Source organism: Nocardioides sp. R-C-SC26, assembly GCF_021246465.1.
GTDB lineage: Bacteria > Actinomycetota > Actinomycetes > Propionibacteriales > Nocardioidaceae > Nocardioides.
The window spans coordinates 1-16,729 of the sequence record NZ_JAHRHK010000001.1 but is presented as its reverse complement, the minus strand read 5'-3'; the positions used below and the strand labels follow the sequence as shown (position 1 = coordinate 16,729).

The following is a 16,729-nucleotide window of genomic DNA, read 5'->3' as shown; positions in this document are numbered from 1 at the left end:
CAGGTCAGGCGGGCAGGTCGAACCAGACCGTCGCCCCGCCGCCCGGCGTCTCGGTGACGCCGATGGCGCCGCCGTGCGCCTCGACGACACGGCGGACGGTGTCGAGTCCGATCCCGAGCCCGCGGGAGTCGTCGTGGAGGCGCACCCGCGGCTGGAAGACGCGGGCACGCGCCTCCACCGGGATGCCCGGGCCGTTGTCGGCGACGGTGATCCGCCAGGCCCCCTCGACCTTCTCGGCATCGATCCGCAGCGCCAGACGTCGGTCGCCGGCACCGTACTTGGCCGCGTTGTCGAGAAGGTTCTGCAGCACCGACCGCAGCTGCTGGGGGTCGCCCGTCACCTCGGGTAGGTAGCCGCGCGAGATCTCGGCGTCGCCGACCGAGCCGGCAACGTCGACCAGGACGTCGTCCACGATCGCGTCGAGATCGACCTGGGTCCGCGTCACGCGCCCACCGAGACTCGCGTAGGCCAGCGCGTCGTCGATGAGGTCGGCCATCCGGCGCGAGCCTCGGATGGCGCGCTCGACCAGGCTGGCGATCGCCGCTCCGTCGGGAACGTCGGCCAGCTGCTCCTGAAGCAGCTCCAACGACATCGAGATGCTGGTCAGCGGCGACTTCAGGTCGTGGCTGACTCTGCCTGCGAAGGTCGCCAGCCGCTCGTTGGAGGAGGCCAGCTCGTCGGAGGTCAGTGCCAGCTCCAAGACGTCGACGATGCGTTCGGCCAGCGTCGAGAGAGCCAGGACCTGGTCGTCGTCGAGCTCGCGCGGCTCGTCGGCGAACACGCACAGCGTGCCGATCACGACGTCGGTGGGCGTGACGAGACGATGCGAGGCATAGAACCGCACCTCGCCGATCTCGCCGGTGACGATCGGGTGGTCGTGGAAGCGCGAATCCAACGTGAGGTCGGGGATCACGACCGGTGAGTCCTCGTCGAGGACGTAGGAGCAGATCGAGTCCTCGCGTCGGCAGATCTCCGGCTCCATCCCGAACGCCGCGATGTGGTGCTGGTCGTGCTCGGTGTGCACTGTGATGACGGCCTTCGGCGTGTCGCACACCCGAGCGGCGAGTTCCACGATGGCGCTGAGCTCGGGCCGGGGCGGGCCTTCGAGCACGCCGTACCGGTCGATCCCCGCTCTGCGGCGGCGCGGTTCGGTGGTCGGGGTCATCGGTGCGCATCCTCCTCGTGCCTCTCGGCCGTGCCGATTGTGGCAGGCCGGCTCGACGTCCGGATCGGGTCGGTAGGCTGCGGTTCCGTCATCCGTCTGCACTACTCCCGATCGCCGAAAGCAGCGCCGCGTGTTCCGTCGCAACAAGTCCGAGTCCACCAGCAACGCCTCTGACATGCCGGCGAAGGAGGGCGGGAAAGGTCGCCCGACCCCCACACGCAAGGAGGCCGAGGCGGCAGCGAAGGCGCGCGCCAAGACTCCGCGCACCCGCAAGGAGCTCGCCGCCCGCCAGCGCGAACTGCGGTCGGAGCACAGCCGCAAGGTGCGCGACGCGATGAAGACCGGCGATGAGCGCTACCTGCTCCCCCGCGACAAGGGCCCGGCGCGGCGCTTCATCCGCGACTTCGTCGACAGCCGGTTCTCCTTCGCCGAGGTCGTCATTCCGCTGATGATCGTCTCGTTGTTCTTGCCGACCCTGGTGATCCCGCTCTTCGTGGTGCTGATCATCGATTTGGTCCTCATGCGCAGGCGCATGCGACGCCAGCTCGCGGAGCGCTTCCCCGATGAGCCGCTGAAGGGCACCACGTACTACGCGGTCACCCGGTCGATGCAGATGAAGTTCATGCGGCTGCCCAAGGCACGGGTCAAGATCGGCGAGGCCCTGCCCGACACCTACCGCTGAGCGCCCGCCCAGCGGTAGGTCCCGCGACCCTGCGATCAGTCGAACATCTCCGAGCGTCGCGGCGACTGGGTCTTGCCCGGGTCGTCGGTGACGACGCCGTCGAGCACCTCGTCGATGGCGGCGAGCAGATCCGCATCGAGCCGGACGCCGGCGGCCTTGACGTTGTCGCTGACCTGCTCGGGCCGCGAGGCGCCGATGATCGCCGAGGAGACGTTCGGGTTCTGCAGGGTCCAGGCGACCGCCAGCTGAGCCTGGGTCAGGCCCGCCTGCTTCGCGATCGGAGCGAGTCGCTGCACCCGCTCGAGAACGTCGTCCTTGAGCCACCGGGAGATCATGTCGGCCCCACCCTTGGCATCGGTGGCTCGCGAGCCCTCCGGGGGCGCCTGTCCGGGCAGGTACTTCCCGGTGAGGACGCCCTGGGCGATCGGCGACCAGACGATCTGACCGAGGCCGAGCTCCTCGCACGCGGGCACGACCTCAGACTCGATGACGCGCCAGAGCATGCTGTACTGCGGCTGGTTCGAGATCAACGGAACACGCAACTCCCGCGCCAGGGCCGCCGCCGCGCGGATCTCCTCCGCACGCCACTCCGAGACGCCGATGTAGAGCGCCTTGCCCGACCGCACGACGTCGGCGAAGGCGAGCATCGTCTCCTCCAGCGGCGTCTCGTGGTCGTAGCGGTGGGCCTGGTAGAGATCGACGTAGTCGGTGCCCAGACGCTTCAAGGAACCGTCGATCGACTCCATGATGTGCTTGCGGGAGAGGCCGTGGTCGTTGTGGTGGCCCGGGCCCGTGGGCCAAAAGACCTTGGTGAAGATCTCCAGCCCCTCGCGACGTTCTCCGGCCAGAGCCCGACCGAGCACGCTCTCGGCAGCCGTGTTCGCGTAGACGTCCGCGGTGTCGAACGTGGTGATGCCCTCGTCGAGTGCGCGGCGCACGCAGGCTGTGGCGGCGTCCTCCTCGACCTGGGAGCCGTGGGTGAGCCAGTTGCCGTATGAGATGGCCGAGACCCGGAGGCCGCTCGCGCCGAGGTTACGAAACTCCATGCCTACGACAGTAGTGTCCGGCCCATGAGCGCGAGGTCAGCAGCGTCCGGCGGCCCCACGGCCGACGTCTCGGTGCGGGTGGCATGGGCCGACGACGCCCCCGCGATCGCCGCCGTCCAGGTGCAGGCGTGGCGTCGTCAGTTCGCCGACGTGCTGCCCGCGTCGGCCCTACCCGACGACGTCGACGCGCTCGCCGCCACGTGGCAGACCTCGCTCACGCGCCCGGCAGATGCCCGCAACCGGGTGCTGGTCGCACTGGAGCGCAACCGGGTCGTCGGCTTCGCCGTCACGGTGCCGGCATCCGACCCCGACTGCGACCCGATCGCGGACGGCGAGCTGGCCGACCTGATGGTGCTCCCCGACGAGCAGGGCGCCGGACACGGCTCGCGTCTGCTGCAAGCGGTCGCCGACACCCTCGCGGCCGATCGCTTCACCCGGGCCGTGACCTGGGTACTCAGCGGCGACGACGCACGCCGTGCCTTCCTGACGGCGGCCGGATGGGGACCTGACGCCGCCCACCGCGAACTCGACCTCGACGGCACCGGGAGTACCCAGGTCAAGCAGGTGCGCCTGCACACCGCGCTCATCGATGCCTGAGGCTCGCGCCGCCGGCGACCCCTCGCCACTCGACAGCGTCGAGGCGCGGCGCGGCGTCGTGCGCGACAGCCTCGCCGTCGGCCTGGCCACCGGCGCCTACGGTGTCTCGTTCGGCGCCGTGGGCGTGGCGAGCGGACTGAACGTCGCCCAGACGTGCGCTCTGTCGCTGCTGATGTTCACCGGCGCCTCACAGTTCGCGATGGTCGGCGTGATCGCCTCGGGTGGAGCTCCGATCGCCGGTGCGTTCACCGCGTTGTTGCTCGGCACCCGCAACACCCTCTACGGACTGCGACTCGCTCCCCTGCTCGGCTGGCGGGGCCCTCGGAGGTGGGCCGCCGCCCACCTGGTGATCGATGAGTCCACGGCGATGACGGTCACCCGGCCCGACCGTGCGCTCGCCCGTACCGGCTTCCTCACGACCGGAATCTCGATCTTCGCTCTCTGGAATCTCGCGACACTGGTCGGCGCACTCGGCGGCGAGGCGCTCGGCGACCCTCGCGACTACGGCCTGGACGCCGCTGTCGGCGCGGCATTCCTCGCCCTGCTGTGGCCCCGGCTGGACCAGCCGCTCGCGCGTGTCGTCGCCGTGCTCGCGGCCGCTGTCGCCCTCGGCGTCGTTCCCTTCACGACCGCGGGCGTGCCGGTGCTGGTGGCCGGCGGGGTGGCACTGCTCGCGGGCGTGCTGGTCACGCCCCGCTCCTCCACCGAACAAGCCCGCAGGGACCCCGGATGACCACCCCACGACCTTCTTCGCCTCCCCCGCTCCGCTCCTCCACCGAACAAGCCCGCAGGGACCCCGGATGACCACCCCACGACCTTCTTCGCCTCCCCCGCTCCGCTCCTCCACCGAACAAGCCCGCAGGGACCCCGGATGAGCGTGTGGGCAGCGGTGCTGGCGGCGGGCCTGGGGTGCTACCTGCTGAAGCTGGCCGGGCTCTCGGTGCCGACGTCGGTACTGGACCGGCCCGTCGTCGCCCGCGTCGCCGACCTCATCCCCGTCGCCCTTCTCGCGGCACTCATCGCCGTTCAGGTCGTGGCGACCAGCCACGGCACGCTCACACTCGATGCCCGTGCCGCGGCGCTCGCGTTCGCCGTGCTCCTGCTCTGGCGTCGTGCGCCGTTCCTCGTGGTCGTCTTCGGCGCAGCGGGATTCGCGGCACTGCTGCGACTCCTGGGTTGAGCCGCACCCCTTGCGCGACGGTGCGACGAGACCCACACTGCGACAATGACGTACAGATCATTACTTCGATGGGTGCCCATCGTTGCGACTGCGGTCGCGACCTCCACGCTCGTCTCCTCCCCGAGCGCGACGGCCCACGCCGACGTGTCTGCGGCAACAGCCTCCGAGCGTCCGCCCGTGCTCGTGGTCAACGGAACGTTCGGCTCCCGTTCAGGCCTCGACGACCTCGCGTCATGGCTGCGAGCCCGGGGCCTCGACGTCAGCACTATGGCGCTCGACGGACTGCTCCTACCGGGAACGGCACCGATCGCGACATCGGCCGCCACGATCGCCACGCACGTAGAGGAGATCCAGGAGCGCACCGGCGCCGACCAGGTGATGTTGCTCGGCTATTCCCAGGGGGCCCTGGCGATGCGCCACTACATCAAGTACGGCGGCGGACTCGACGTCGTGCGCGTGGCCGTCTCGCTCGGCGGCCCCCACTACGGCGACAACACGGCGTACGTCTGCGCGATGTTCGCGGCCTGCCGGGACATGCTCTTCGGCTCCGCATTCCTGCGCCACCTCAATGACGGCGACGACACGCCAGGAGACCTCGACTGGGTGCACCTCTACAGCACCGATGAGACCTGGGGCGCCATCCCACTCGACGGCGCCCTGAACCTCGCGGTGCAGGAGCGATGCCCGGGTCGGGAGGTCAGCCACCTCGACGAACTGGACGACGCCGCGATGCGCGACCTGGTGCTGAGCGCATTCCGCGAGCAGCCTCTCCAGACGACCTGCCCCGACTACAACTAGCGCCGTCCGGGGCGAGCTCGCCGGCTGCTCGGAAGGCGCACCATGCTCAGCCGAGGTCGACGAGCTTCTCGAGACCGATGGTGAGCCCCGGGCGGCCGCCGATCGAACGGACCGCGGCGAGCACGCCGGGTGAGAACGAGGAGCGGTGGAGCGAGTCGTGGCGGATCGTGAGGGTCTCCCCCACTCCGCCGAGCACGACCTCCTGGTGGGCCACGAGACCGCGAATCCGCAGCGCGTGCACCGGAACACCGTCGACGTCGGCACCGCGAGCGCCGTCGATCAGCGTGGACGTCGCGTCCGGCGCGGGCGGAGTGCCCGCCGTCCGCCGCGCGGCGGCGATCAGTTCGGCTGTGCGACGCGCGGTACCGCTGGGGGCGTCGGCCTTGTCGGGGTGATGAAGCTCGATCACCTCGACGGAATCGAAGTGGGGCGCTGCGAGCTCGGCGAAGCGCATCATCAGGATCGCACCGATGGAGAAGTTGGGGGCGATCAGCACGCCGGTGGACGGCGCCGCCTCCAACCACTCCTCGAGCCGGCCCAGACGATCCTCGTCGAAGCCGGTGGTGCCGACGACGGAGTGGATGCCGTGACGGATGCAGAACTCCAGGTTGTCCATCACGACGTCGGGATGGGTGAAATCGACGACCACCTGCGCCTCACCGGTGACCAGTCGCTGCCGGTCGTCCCCGGCGTCGATCTCGGCGACCAACTCCAGATCGCTGGCGGCCTCGACGGCCGCGCAGATCTCGGCTCCGACCTTCCCCCGCGAACCCATCACACCGACACGCATCACGGCGTCCACGGTAGTGGTCGCCCCCGTGGGTGTGGCACGGACCTCGTCCATGAGCCGCGTCGGTGAGTGCTTGGGCTCAGAGGTTCTGGCAGGGTTTGCCCCATGGTCGCCTCGCAGATCCCCGCACGCATCCGGTGGGCGGTGGATTTCATGGATCCGCAGCCCGCGGATCACGTGCTCGAGATCGGGTGCGGTGCGGGCGCGGCGGCCGAGCTCATCTGCTCACGCCTGGTCACCGGCAAGCTCTTCGCCATCGACCGTTCCGAGTCCGGCGTGGATCGCACCAAGCGCCGCAACGAGGCGGCCATCAAGGCCGGCCGGCTGACCGTGCGCCAGATCGACCTCGCCACGTTGCGGGTGCCGGTCAAGCGGCTGCACAAGGTCTTCGCATCCAACGTCAACCTCTTCTGGGTGCGGGACTGCGCCGAGGAGATCGCCCTTCTCCACGAGCGCATCGTGCCTGGAGGAGCCATCTACCTCTTCTTCGACGCCACCCGCCCCGACCAGGTGCCCGACGTGGTGAAGAAGACGTCCGCAGCACTGACCGACGGTGGATTCCGGGTCTCGGTGGTGGACAGCAAGCAACCCCCCGTCGTCGGGATCATCGGTCGCAGGTGAGCTCGCGAACCGGCGACCATCGGTGGTCGAGCAGCGACCGCGCCTGAGGGACGAAGGGGCGGCGGAGCGTGACGAGACCGTCGCAGGTGAAGCCCACAGGGATCGCGAGGAACGAGCGATCCCGCGTTTACGGTCCGACGACGGCCAGGAGCTCAGGGCGCCGCAGCACGTCGCCCGCGACGTCGGCGACCTGCTCGAGCGTGACGGCATCGATGCGCGCGAGCACCTCGTCGATCGCGAGCAACGGCTCCTGCATCAGCTCGGACTTGCCGAGACGACTCATCCGCGACGCGGAGTCCTCGAGCCCGAGCACCAGGCCACCGCGGAGTTGACCCTGACCACGAGCCAGCTCGTCGGCGTCGATGCCCGCCTCCGCGACGTGGGCGAGTTCTGCGCGCACCACCGTGAGGACGTCGTCGAGCCGGTTCGGCAGACAACCGACCGCGACACCGAGCAGTCCGGAGTCGGCGTAGTGCGAGGCGAAGGAGTAGACGGAGTAGGCCAGGCCACGCCGCTCGCGAACCTCCTGGAACAGCCGGGACGACGTGCCGCCGCCGAGTGCCGTGTTGAGGACGCCGAGTGCGAATCGTCGATGATCGCCGCGAGCGATCGCCTCGTGTGCGAGCACGACGTTGACCTGCTCGAACGGTCGGCGTACGGCCGCCTGGCCGCCCCGGATCGGCTGCCGGGTCAGGCGACGGCGAGTGGGCTCGGGGCTCTCGACGTCGAGGAAGCCGCGGCGGGAGAATGCCGCGCGCACACGTCGGACGACATCGGCGTGGGAGAGACTGCCGGCGGCTGCGACGACCATCCGATGAGGTCGGTAGTGCCGGCGGTAGAAGCGGAGCACCTGATCACGGCGCATCGCGGCGATCGACTCCTCGGTGCCCGCGATCGGGCGTCCCAACGGCGACTTCTCGCCCCACGCGAGACCGGCGAGCAGGTTGTGCACGACGTCGTCGGGATCGTCGTCGTGCATGGCGATCTCATCGAGGATCACCTCGCGCTCGGCGTCGACGTCGGCGGTGGTGATGAGCGAGGAGGTCAGCATGTCGCCGAGGACGTCGATGGCGAGCGGCAGGTCGTCGTCCAGCACGCGCGCGTGGAAGCACGTGTACTCCTTCGCGGTGAAGGCGTTGACCTCACCGCCGACCTCGTCGAGCGAGATCGAGAGATCCAGGGCCGAGCGCTCGGCGGTGCCCTTGAACAGCAGATGCTCCAGGAAGTGCGAGCACCCGTGCAGCGAGTCGGACTCGTCGCGCGATCCGACGCCGACGAACACCCCCACGGAGGCCGACCGGACTCCCGCCATCTCCTCGGTGATGATCCGCAGGCCACCGGGCAGCACCGTGCGCCGAACGCGCGACGTCACGCGCCCCTCGCCGTCGGTGTCGGTCGCCAACGTGCGGGTCGTTCCCACCTTCTGCATGGTTCCCCCCAGAACGGCGTCGACCCGTCTTGAAGTAAAGACGGGCCGACGCACGTTGTCGGGTTGACCCGTCTCTACTTCAAGACGGGTCAACCCGGATGGTCAGTCGTCGGAGTCGGCCTCAGCCTCGGCCGGCGTGTCGGCGTCCTCGACGACGGGGACGAGCGAGAGCTTGCCGCGGTCGTCGATCTCGCCGATCTCGACCTGGACCTTCTGGCCCACGGCCAGGACGTCCTCGACGTTCTCCACGCGCTTGCCGCCGGCGAGGGCACGCAGCTTGCTGATGTGCAGCAGGCCGTCCTTGCCGGGCATCAGCGAGACGAAGGCGCCGAAGTTGGTGGTCTTCACGACCGTGCCCAGGTAGCGCTCGCCGACCTCGGGCATCGTCGGGTTCGCGATCGCGTTGACCGCGGCCCGAGCGGCGTCGGCCGCCTCGCCGTTGGTGGCGCCGATGTAGACCGTGCCGTCGTCCTCGATCGAGATCGTGGCGCCGGTGTCGTCCTGGATCTGGTTGATGATCTTGCCCTTCGGCCCGATCACCTCGCCGATCTTGTCCACGGGCACCTTGACGGTGATGATCCGCGGCGCGTGGATCGACATCTCCTCCGGAGCGTCGATCGCCTCGGTCATGACGTCGAGGATCGCCAGACGGGCATCCCGGGCCTGGGTCAGCGCGGCCGCGAGCACCTCGGCGGGGATGCCGTCGAGCTTGGTGTCGAGCTGCAGCGCCGTGACGAACTCTCGGGTGCCGGCGACCTTGAAGTCCATGTCGCCGAAGGCGTCCTCGGCGCCGAGGATGTCGGTCAGCGCGACGTACTGGGTCTCGCCGTCGACCTCACCGGAGATGAGACCCATCGCGATACCGGCCACCGGCGCCTTGAGCGGAACGCCGGCCTGCAGCAGCGACAGGGTCGAGGCGCAGACCGAGCCCATCGACGTCGAGCCGTTGGAGCCCATCGCCTCGGAGAGCTGACGGATCGCGTAGGGGAACTCCTCGCGGCTCGGGAGCACGGGCAGCAGCGCCCGGCGCGCCAGGGCACCGTGACCGACCTCGCGACGCTTCGGCGAGCCGACGCGACCGGTCTCACCGGTCGAGAACGGCGGGAAGACGTACTTGTGCATGTAACGGCGCGACTTCTCCGGGGAGAGGGTGTCGAGCTGCTGCTCCAACTTGAGCATGTTCAGCGTGGTGACGCCCAGGATCTGGGTCTCGCCGCGCTCGAACAGCGCCGAGCCGTGCACGCGCGGAATGACGCCGACCTCGGCGAACAGCGGACGGATGTCGGCGAGACCGCGACCGTCGATGCGCACCTTGTCGCGCAGCACCTGGGTCCGGATGGCCTGCTTGGTGACGGCCTTGTAGGCCGCGCCGATCTCCTTCTCGCGGCCGGCGAACTGCTCGCCGATCTTCTCGAGGAGGGTCTCCTTGATCCGGTCGCCCTCGGCGTCGCGCTCCTGCTTGCTCAGAACCCGCTCGCGGTCGCCACCCACGCTGTAGAGCGCGGCGACGTCGGCGCCCACAGCCGCCTCGACGGCCGCGAAGACGTCGTCCTCGAAGTCGAGGAAGATCGGGAAGGCCTGCTCGGGCTTGGCGGCCTGCTTGGCGAGCTCGGCCTGAGCCTCGACCAGCTGCTTGATGAACGGCTTGGCGGCGTCGAGACCGCCGGCCACGATCTCCTCCGACGGAGCGGTGGCGCCGGACTTGACCAGCTCGTAGGTCTCCTCGGTGGCCTCGGCCTCGACCATCATGATCGCGACGTCGCCGGTGTCGGTGACACGGCCGGCGACGACCATGTCGAAGACGGCCTTCTCCAGCTGGCTGTGGCTCGGGAAGGCGACCCACTGGCCCTCGATGAGAGCCACGCGGACGCCACCGACCGGGCCCGAGAAGGGCAGACCCGAGAGCTGGGTCGACATCGACGCGGCGTTGATCGCCAGGACGTCGTAAGGCTGGTCGGGGTCGAGCGCCATCACGGTGATGACGACCTGGACCTCGTTGCGCAGACCCTTCTTGAAGGTCGGGCGCAGGGGACGGTCGATCAGACGGCAGGTGAGGATGGCGTCCTCGCCGGGGCGACCCTCGCTCCGGAAGAACGAGCCGGGGATCTGGCCCACGGCGTACATCCGCTCCTCGACGTCGATCGTGAGGGGGAAGAAGTCGAAGTGATCCTTGGGCTGCTTCCCGGCCGTGGTGGCCGAGAGGAGCATCGTCTCGTCGTCGAGGTAGGCGGTGACGGCACCGGCAGCCTGGCGAGCCAGGAGGCCGGTCTCGAACTTGACGGTGCGGGAGCCGAACTTGCCGTTGTCGATAACGGTCTCGACGGCAGTGATGACGGGTTCAGACACGAAGGTGATCTTTCGTTCGCGAAGGGAACCGCGACTGATCCGCAGGGCTTGCCCGCGCCTGACTCCGCGCGCCGGCGGGGCCGGCAGGAGTGGCAGACGGGGCGTGGCCGGTCTTCGATCGAGACCCGCAGAGCATCGGCGCGAGGCGCCGTCGATCTGAAGATCACTACCGAGGACCGGGCCGGACGGGGTCGCGGACCGCTTCTGATGTCTCGGATTTTCAGTTGTGGTGCTTCTCGACCCTAGCGGGCGACGAAGCAGAAGAGGGACTCACCGATCGGTGAGTCCCTCCGGGCGAGGTCAGCGGCGCAGGCCGAGACGCTCGACGATCGAACGGTAGCGCCCGATCTCGGTCTTCTTCAGGTAGTTGAGCAGGCGACGGCGCTGGCCGACCAGCAGGAGCAGACCACGACGGCTGTGGTGGTCGTGCTTGTGCTGCTTGAGGTGCTCGGTGAGGTGGCTGATGCGGTGGCTGAGCAGCGCGATCTGCACCTCCGGAGAGCCGGTGTCGCCCTCGGTGATGGCGTACTCGGCCATGATCTTCTTCTTGGTGGCGGCGTCGGTACCGATGGACACTGGCTTCCTCTTTCGTGAGCTCGTTGCGCGGCGCACCGGAGCCTGTTCTTCCGGGCACTCTCGATCCGCGGCCGTTGCACGGCGATGACCTGCGGTTCTGCGGCTGCTACCCACGCTGGTGTCAGCGACTGGGCAACCGGAGAAGATTAACAGCGCGGCGGAGTCTCGACCCAATCACCGACTCCGGCGACCTGACGGCGTCAGGACCTCGCTGCCGGGTTCCGTGCGACGATGCGGCATGGCAACGGCGCTGGCGGCATGCAATCTCTGCGAGGCCATCTGCGGCCTCGAGCTCACGCTCACCGACGACGGCACTGGCGTGGCCTCGGCTCGCGGCAATGCCGCGGACCCGCTCTCGCGCGGCTACATCTGCCCCAAGGGCGTCTCGCTCGGAGACGTGTACGCCGACCCCGACCGACTGCGACGCCCCGTGCGCCGGGTCGGCTCCGGTCCGGAGGCACGCTGGGAGGAGCTGAGCTGGGACGACGCGTTCGACCTGGTCGCCGACCGTCTCTCCGCCACGATCACCGAGCACGGACGCAACGGCGTCGGCGTCTACCTCGGCAATCCGTCGGCACACTCGCTGGGCAGTGCCACGCACGGCTCGCTGCTGGCGCGGGCGCTGCGCACCCGCCAGCGCTTCAGCGCCTCCTCGGTCGACCAGATCCCCCACCAGCTCGTCGCGCACCTGCTCTACGGACACCAGTTGCTGCTCCCGGTGCCCGATCTGGACCGCACCACCTTCTTCCTGGTGGTCGGCGCCAACCCGATGGCCTCCAACGGCTCCCTGATGACCGCGCCGGACTTCCCTCAGCGGGTGCGCGACCTACAGGCCCGCTCGGGCCGGATGGTGGTGCTGGACCCGCGCCGCACCGAGACCGCACGGGTGGCCGACGAGCACCACTTCGTGCGCCCTGGCACCGATGCCGCCGTGCTGCTGGCGATGGTGCACGTCGTGCTGGCCGAGGGGCTGGAGCGCCCGGCGCCCTACCTGCGCGGCGTGGACGACGTGCGCGCGGCAGTCGCGGCCTTCACCCCCGAGGAGGCCGAGCGGGTCAGTGGCGTCCCGGCGGACGTCGTCCGGTCGCTGGCGCGCGAGCTGGCGGCTGCCGACGCAGGCGTCGTCTACGGCCGCATGGGCGTCTCGACCCAGCAGTTCGGGACGGCGTGCCAGTGGGCGATCCAGTTGCTCAACGCCCTCACCGGGCACCTCGACCGCGAGGGTGGGGCGATGTTCCCGACGCCCGCAGCGGACGTCGTCGGGGCGCGCGTCATCCCGCCGGGTCACTACGACGCCTGGCGCAGCCGGGTGCGCGATGCTCCGGAGTTCGCCGGCGAACTGCCCGTCTCGGTGCTCGCCGAGGAGATCACCACGCCCGGCGAGGGCCAGATCCGAGCATTCGTGACCAATGCCGGCAACCCGGTGCTGTCCACGCCCGACGGTCGCGGTCTCGCGACGGCGCTCGAGACCCTCGACTTCATGGTCTCGGTCGACCTCTACATCAACGAGACGACGCGGCACGCAGACGTCATCCTGCCGCCGACCTCAGCCCTGGAACGAGACCAGTACGACCTCGTCTTCCATTCGCTCGCCGTGCGCAACACCGCTCGCTACACGCCTGCGGTCTTCGAGAAGGACGAGGACCAGCGCCACGACTGGGAGATCTTCGGCGAGCTGGCCACGCGGATCGTGGCACGGCTGGGTGCCGAGCTGCCACCCGACGCGGCGGGCCTGGTCGGGCTCCCGCCGGCACAGGTGGTGGCGATGCTGCTCGCCGCAGGAGGTCAGGTCACCCTCGACGACCTGCTCGAGCACCCCGAGGGCGTCGACCTCGGGCCCCTGCGCCCGGCGCTGCCCGCACGACTCCAGACCGAGGACAAGACCATCGATCTCGCGCCGGCCCTGCTGCTGGGCGAGGCCGAGCGCGTGCGCGCCTGGTTGGCCGAGGCACAGGTGCCCGACGGCGACGAACTGATGCTCATCGGCCGGCGTCACAAGCAGGACTGCAACTCCTGGCTGCACAACACCACGCGCCTGACCAAGGGACGCGCCCGACACCACCTGCTGATGCATCCCGACGACCTCAGCGCCCGCGCCCTCCGCGACGGAGAGCGCGTGGTCGTGCGCTCGCGCGTGGGCCTCGTGGAGGTGGAGGTGAGCAGCACTGAGGAGATGATGCCCGGCGTGGTCTCACTCCCCCACGGCTACGGGCATCAGCTCGACGGAGTCCGGCTGCGGCACGCCGTCCAGGTCCCAGGGGTCTCGATCAACGACCTGACCGACCCCGCGGCCCTCGACGTCTCGGGCAACGCCGCGCTCTCCGGGGTCGCGGTCACGGTGTCGGCGACCCGCTGACCGACCCGCACCCATCGATTCAGGTCGAGCGGTCCAGCGCTCGCACCGCGTCGCGCGCCGAGGCCGGGTCGACCGCGCCGAGGGCGGCCTCCGCGGCGGCCTCGCAGTACGCCCGGTCGACGCCCGCCAGGTGCGCGCCGACGGGACGCACCGCGGCTGGAGCCATCGACAGCGAGGTGACCCCCAGCCCGACCAGGACGCTGGCCAGCAGCGGATCGGCGGCGGCCTCCCCGCAGACTCCCACCGGCTTGCCGGCACGGCGTCCGGCATCGGCGGTGATGGCGATCAGCTGGAGCACGGCAGGCTGCCATGGGTCGGTCAGGTGCGCGAGATCGGTGGCCATCCGGTCCGCGGCCATCGTGTACTGAGTGAGGTCGTTGGTGCCGATGGAGAGGAAATCGACGACCTCGAGCATCCGGTGCGCGAGCAGCGCCGCCGAGGGCACCTCGATCATCACTCCGGCGCGCAGGCCGCGACGGTGCACCGAGGCTGCGAAGTCGGCCGCCTCGGCCACGGTCGCCACCATCGGCGCCATCACCGACGTCGTCACCCCGGTGCGCTGGGCGGCTTCGGCGATCGCGTCGAGCTGACGCTCGAGCAGGCCGGGATTGCTGAAGGAGAGCCGCAGCCCCCGGACGCCCAGCGCGGGATTCTCCTCTCCCGGGAGGGTGGCGAAGGCGACCGGCTTGTCCGAACCCGCGTCGAGCGTGCGGACGACGACGGGCCGGTCACCGTCGAAGGCACCCAGCACCCCGGCGTAGATCGCGGCCTGCTCGTCCACGCTCGGCTCCTCGGTGCGATTGAGGAAGCAGAGCTCGGTGCGGAACAGGCCGACTCCCTCGACCGGGGTGACCGCGGCGCCCGCGGCCGACTCGCCGTCCGCGACGTTGGCGAGCAGCTTCACCGGCTGACCGTCGGCGGTACGGCCTGGCCCCTCCCACGACGCGGCGGCCGCCCGTGCTTCCCGATCGGCCTGTGCCGCGGCACGCGCAGCGTCGGGATCGGGCCTGGTCTCGACCGTGCCCGCGATGCCGTCGACCAGCAGCGGCGTGCCGGACTCGATCGTCATCAGATCGGCCACGCCGACCACGCAGGGAATGCCGAGCTGACGCGCGATGATCGCCGTGTGGCTCGTCGGCCCACCCCGTTCGGTGACCAGGGCGAGGACGATGTCGGGGTCGAGACCGGCGGTGTCCGCCGGGGCGAGGTCCTCGGCGAGCAGCACCGAGGGGACGTCGGGCGTGGGCACGCCAGGCTCCGGCTCCCCCACCAGGCGCGCGAGTAGACGACGTTCGATGTCGCGCAGGTCGGTCGCGCGCTCGGCCATGAGACCGCCCATCCCGACGAAGACACCCACGAACTGCTCGACGGCCGCTCGTACCGACGTCAGGAGGTCACTGCCTCCTCGCAGGTTCTTGCGCACCGCGGTGCGCAGGCCGCGGTCCGCCGCGAGCCCGGCACTGGCGGCAAGGACGCCGGCCGTCGCGCCGTTGCTGCGGTCGGCCTTGGCGGCGGATCCGGCAGCGACAGAGGCGGCGGCGTCGTCGTAGGCGGCAAGCGCCTCCGCTTCGCCGTCCGGGCCGTCGAACCCCCCGTCACCGAACGCGAGCAGGGCCGTCGGGGACACCTCGCCGCGAGCGACCACGGCAGGTGCGTACGCGATGCCGGGCACGACCGGCGTGCCGTGCAACGGGGCGGACGGCGTCGGGGCGGCAGCGGCGCCCTGCTCGGAGGCCGCGACGGGAGTGCTGTTCGAGGTGACCACGCTCACAAGTAAACCTGCGCCTCACTTGACAGTCAACAGATACGGGCGTAAAACAACATAAACACAGATCGACGTGAGGGAGGTCACCATGTACGCCGAAGAGCGCCAGCACGCCATGGCGCGGCTCGTCGCGGAGAAACGGCGACTGTCCGTCGTCGCCCTCGCGGAAGAGTTCCGCGTCACCACCGAGACGGTGCGGCGCGACCTCTCCCAGCTCGAGCGACTCGGGCTCATCCGACGCGTCCACGGCGGGGCGGTGCCCGCCGACACGTTGACCGGTATCGAGGTCGGCATCGGAGAGCGCGAGCTGACCAACACCGACCTCAAGGACCGGATCGCCCGATGCGCCCTGAGTCTCCTTCCACCCGACGGGTCGACCCTGCTGCTCGACGCCGGCAGCTCGACCGCGCGGATGGCTGCGCTATTCCCCCAGGATCGGCCGCTGACGGTCTTCACCCACGCGGTGCCGGTGGCTGCTCGACTCGCCGTCCTGCCGCGCCTGCACCTGCACCTGCTGCCCGGCCGCGTGCGGACGGCGACGCAGGCAGCCGTCGGTCCCGACACCGTGGCGGCGCTCTCTCGGCTCCGCGTCGACGTCGCCTTCCTCGGCACGAACGCGATCAGTCACACCCACGGCTTCTCGACTCCCGACGCGGACGAAGCCGCCACCAAGCAAGCCCTGATCGCAGCCGCACGTCGCGTCGTCGTGCTTGCCGACTCGACCAAGATCGGTCACGAGACCGCCGTCCGATTCGCCGAGACCGGCGAGGTCGACGTGCTCGTCACCGACGACGGTGCGCAGAAGGCCGACCGCCAGCGCCTCGAGCGAGCGGGCATCGAGGTCGTGATCGCATGATCGTCACACTGACCGCCAACCCGAGCATCGACCGCACGATCGCGATCGGCGGCGTACTCCAGCGCGGCGCCGTCCAGCGGGCCGAGTCCACCCTGTCCCAGGCGGGCGGCAAAGGCGTCAACATCTCCCGCGCCTGCCTTGCTGCCGACGTGTCGACCTTCGCCGTCCTGCCCGCCGTCGACGGCGACCCGTTCTGCCGCGAGCTCGACACCGCCGGCATCCCCGCCCGTCTGGTTCGCGGGGATGGGCCGGTTCGGGTGGACCTGGCCATCACCGAGCCCGACGGCACCACGACCAAGCTCAACAATCCGGGTCCCACCGTGTCAGCCGGAACGCTGGACGCGCTGCGCGACGCGCTGGTCGCTCTCGCGGACCGCTCCGCGTGGATCGTGCTGGCCGGCTCCCTGCCGCCCGGCGCCCCCGCACACTGGTACGCCGACCTCGTGGCCCCGCTGAGTGCGCGTACCCAGGTCGCGGTGGACACCAGCGACGAGCCGCTCCGCGCGCTCGCCCGTGCGTTCG

15 protein-coding genes and 1 pseudogene are annotated in these 16,729 nt (G+C 70.2%); 9 read left to right on the top strand and 7 right to left on the bottom strand.

The features are described from left to right. Positions 1-4: 4 nt before the first annotated feature. Positions 5-1,165 (bottom strand): ATP-binding protein, encoded by a 1,161-nt coding sequence (locus KSO97_RS00080; RefSeq protein WP_232675741.1) that lies wholly within the window; start codon positions 1,163-1,165, stop codon positions 5-7. A gap of 130 nt (positions 1,166-1,295) precedes the next feature. On the opposite strand from KSO97_RS00080, the gene KSO97_RS00075 reads away from it, so the two are divergent. Further along, entirely contained in the window at positions 1,296-1,847 is a 552-nt protein-coding gene (locus tag KSO97_RS00075; protein WP_232675740.1) for a DUF3043 domain-containing protein, read from the top strand. Between the two features lie 35 nt (positions 1,848-1,882). Here KSO97_RS00075 and KSO97_RS00070 read toward each other — a convergent pair whose 3' ends face one another. Next, positions 1,883-2,893, bottom strand: a complete 1,011-nt coding sequence (locus KSO97_RS00070) for an aldo/keto reductase family protein (RefSeq protein ID WP_232675739.1) — start codon at positions 2,891-2,893, stop codon at positions 1,883-1,885. A gap of 24 nt (positions 2,894-2,917) precedes the next feature. Here KSO97_RS00070 and KSO97_RS00065 point away from each other — a divergent pair, with 24 nt between their 5' ends. The 4 genes from KSO97_RS00065 to KSO97_RS00050 all read left to right on the top strand — a co-directional run bounded on the left by KSO97_RS00065 (position 2,918) and on the right by KSO97_RS00050 (position 5,468). Then, a complete protein-coding gene (locus KSO97_RS00065) occupies positions 2,918-3,490 on the top strand; it encodes a GNAT family N-acetyltransferase (protein WP_232675738.1) in 573 nt (190 codons plus the stop codon). Beyond that, entirely contained in the window at positions 3,483-4,223 is a 741-nt protein-coding gene (locus tag KSO97_RS00060; protein WP_232675737.1) for an AzlC family ABC transporter permease, read from the top strand. The genes KSO97_RS00065 and KSO97_RS00060 overlap by 8 nt, the downstream gene beginning before the upstream one ends. A 138-nt stretch (positions 4,224-4,361) precedes the next feature. Next, on the top strand, positions 4,362-4,670 hold the full coding sequence (locus KSO97_RS00055; RefSeq protein ID WP_232675736.1) for an AzlD domain-containing protein: 309 nt from the start codon (positions 4,362-4,364) through the stop codon (positions 4,668-4,670). Positions 4,671-4,847: 177 nt separating this feature from the next. Then, positions 4,848-5,468 (top strand): triacylglycerol lipase, encoded by a 621-nt coding sequence (locus tag KSO97_RS00050; RefSeq protein WP_232675735.1) that lies wholly within the window; start codon positions 4,848-4,850, stop codon positions 5,466-5,468. A 46-nt stretch (positions 5,469-5,514) separates the two neighbouring features. On the opposite strand, the gene dapB is transcribed toward KSO97_RS00050, so the two are convergent. After that, complete coding sequence (gene dapB, locus KSO97_RS00045; protein WP_232675734.1) at positions 5,515-6,261, bottom strand: 4-hydroxy-tetrahydrodipicolinate reductase; 747 nt, start codon at positions 6,259-6,261, stop codon at positions 5,515-5,517. Between the two features lie 102 nt (positions 6,262-6,363). Here dapB and KSO97_RS00040 point away from each other — a divergent pair, with 102 nt between their 5' ends. Beyond that, on the top strand, positions 6,364-6,879 hold the full coding sequence (locus KSO97_RS00040) for a trans-aconitate 2-methyltransferase (protein ID WP_232675733.1): 516 nt from the start codon (positions 6,364-6,366) through the stop codon (positions 6,877-6,879). A gap of 127 nt (positions 6,880-7,006) precedes the next feature. Here the strand turns inward: KSO97_RS00040 and KSO97_RS00035 are convergent, their stop codons facing one another. The 3 genes from KSO97_RS00035 to rpsO form a co-directional block, all read right to left on the bottom strand. Further along, a complete protein-coding gene (locus KSO97_RS00035; protein WP_232675732.1) occupies positions 7,007-8,308 on the bottom strand; it encodes a pitrilysin family protein in 1,302 nt (433 codons plus the stop codon). Between the two features lie 102 nt (positions 8,309-8,410). Then, a complete protein-coding gene (locus KSO97_RS00030; RefSeq protein WP_232675731.1) occupies positions 8,411-10,654 on the bottom strand; it encodes a polyribonucleotide nucleotidyltransferase in 2,244 nt (747 codons plus the stop codon). Between the two features lie 300 nt (positions 10,655-10,954). After that, complete coding sequence (rpsO, locus tag KSO97_RS00025; RefSeq protein ID WP_308188238.1) at positions 10,955-11,230, bottom strand: 30S ribosomal protein S15; 276 nt, start codon at positions 11,228-11,230, stop codon at positions 10,955-10,957. A 238-nt stretch (positions 11,231-11,468) separates the two neighbouring features. Here rpsO and KSO97_RS00020 point away from each other — a divergent pair, with 238 nt between their 5' ends. Beyond that, complete coding sequence (locus tag KSO97_RS00020) at positions 11,469-13,586, top strand: molybdopterin-dependent oxidoreductase (protein WP_232675730.1); 2,118 nt, start codon at positions 11,469-11,471, stop codon at positions 13,584-13,586. A gap of 19 nt (positions 13,587-13,605) precedes the next feature. On the opposite strand, the gene KSO97_RS00015 is transcribed toward KSO97_RS00020, so the two are convergent. Further along, positions 13,606-15,351: a putative PEP-binding protein gene (locus KSO97_RS00015; RefSeq protein WP_232675729.1), complete on the bottom strand. Its 1,746-nt coding sequence runs from the start codon at positions 15,349-15,351 to the stop codon at positions 13,606-13,608. A gap of 73 nt (positions 15,352-15,424) precedes the next feature. Here KSO97_RS00015 and KSO97_RS00010 point away from each other — a divergent pair, with 73 nt between their 5' ends. Both KSO97_RS00010 and KSO97_RS00005 read left to right on the top strand, forming a co-directional pair. Then, positions 15,425-16,207, top strand: coding sequence for a DeoR/GlpR family DNA-binding transcription regulator (locus KSO97_RS00010; RefSeq protein ID WP_232675728.1), 783 nt, complete (start codon positions 15,425-15,427; stop codon positions 16,205-16,207). Beyond that, positions 16,204-16,729, top strand: a pseudogene (locus KSO97_RS00005) (1-phosphofructokinase); the annotation flags it as partial. The gene KSO97_RS00010 and the pseudogene KSO97_RS00005, both read left to right, overlap by 4 nt.

Excerpts from the sequence above, each read along its gene's own strand:
- KSO97_RS00080 (WP_232675741.1), bottom strand. The coding sequence starts at position 1,165 with ATGACCCCGACCACCGAACCGCGCCGCCGCAGAGCGGGGATCGACCGG.
- KSO97_RS00070 (WP_232675739.1), bottom strand. The coding sequence starts at position 2,893 with ATGGAGTTTCGTAACCTCGGCGCGAGCGGCCTCCGGGTCTCGGCCATC.
- KSO97_RS00065 (WP_232675738.1), top strand. The coding sequence starts at position 2,918 with ATGAGCGCGAGGTCAGCAGCGTCCGGCGGCCCCACGGCCGACGTCTCG.
- KSO97_RS00060 (WP_232675737.1), top strand. The coding sequence starts at position 3,483 with ATGCCTGAGGCTCGCGCCGCCGGCGACCCCTCGCCACTCGACAGCGTC.
- KSO97_RS00055 (WP_232675736.1), top strand. The coding sequence starts at position 4,362 with ATGAGCGTGTGGGCAGCGGTGCTGGCGGCGGGCCTGGGGTGCTACCTG.
- KSO97_RS00040 (WP_232675733.1), top strand. The coding sequence starts at position 6,364 with ATGGTCGCCTCGCAGATCCCCGCACGCATCCGGTGGGCGGTGGATTTC.
- KSO97_RS00035 (WP_232675732.1), bottom strand. The coding sequence starts at position 8,308 with ATGCAGAAGGTGGGAACGACCCGCACGTTGGCGACCGACACCGACGGC.
- KSO97_RS00020 (WP_232675730.1), top strand. The coding sequence starts at position 11,469 with ATGGCAACGGCGCTGGCGGCATGCAATCTCTGCGAGGCCATCTGCGGC.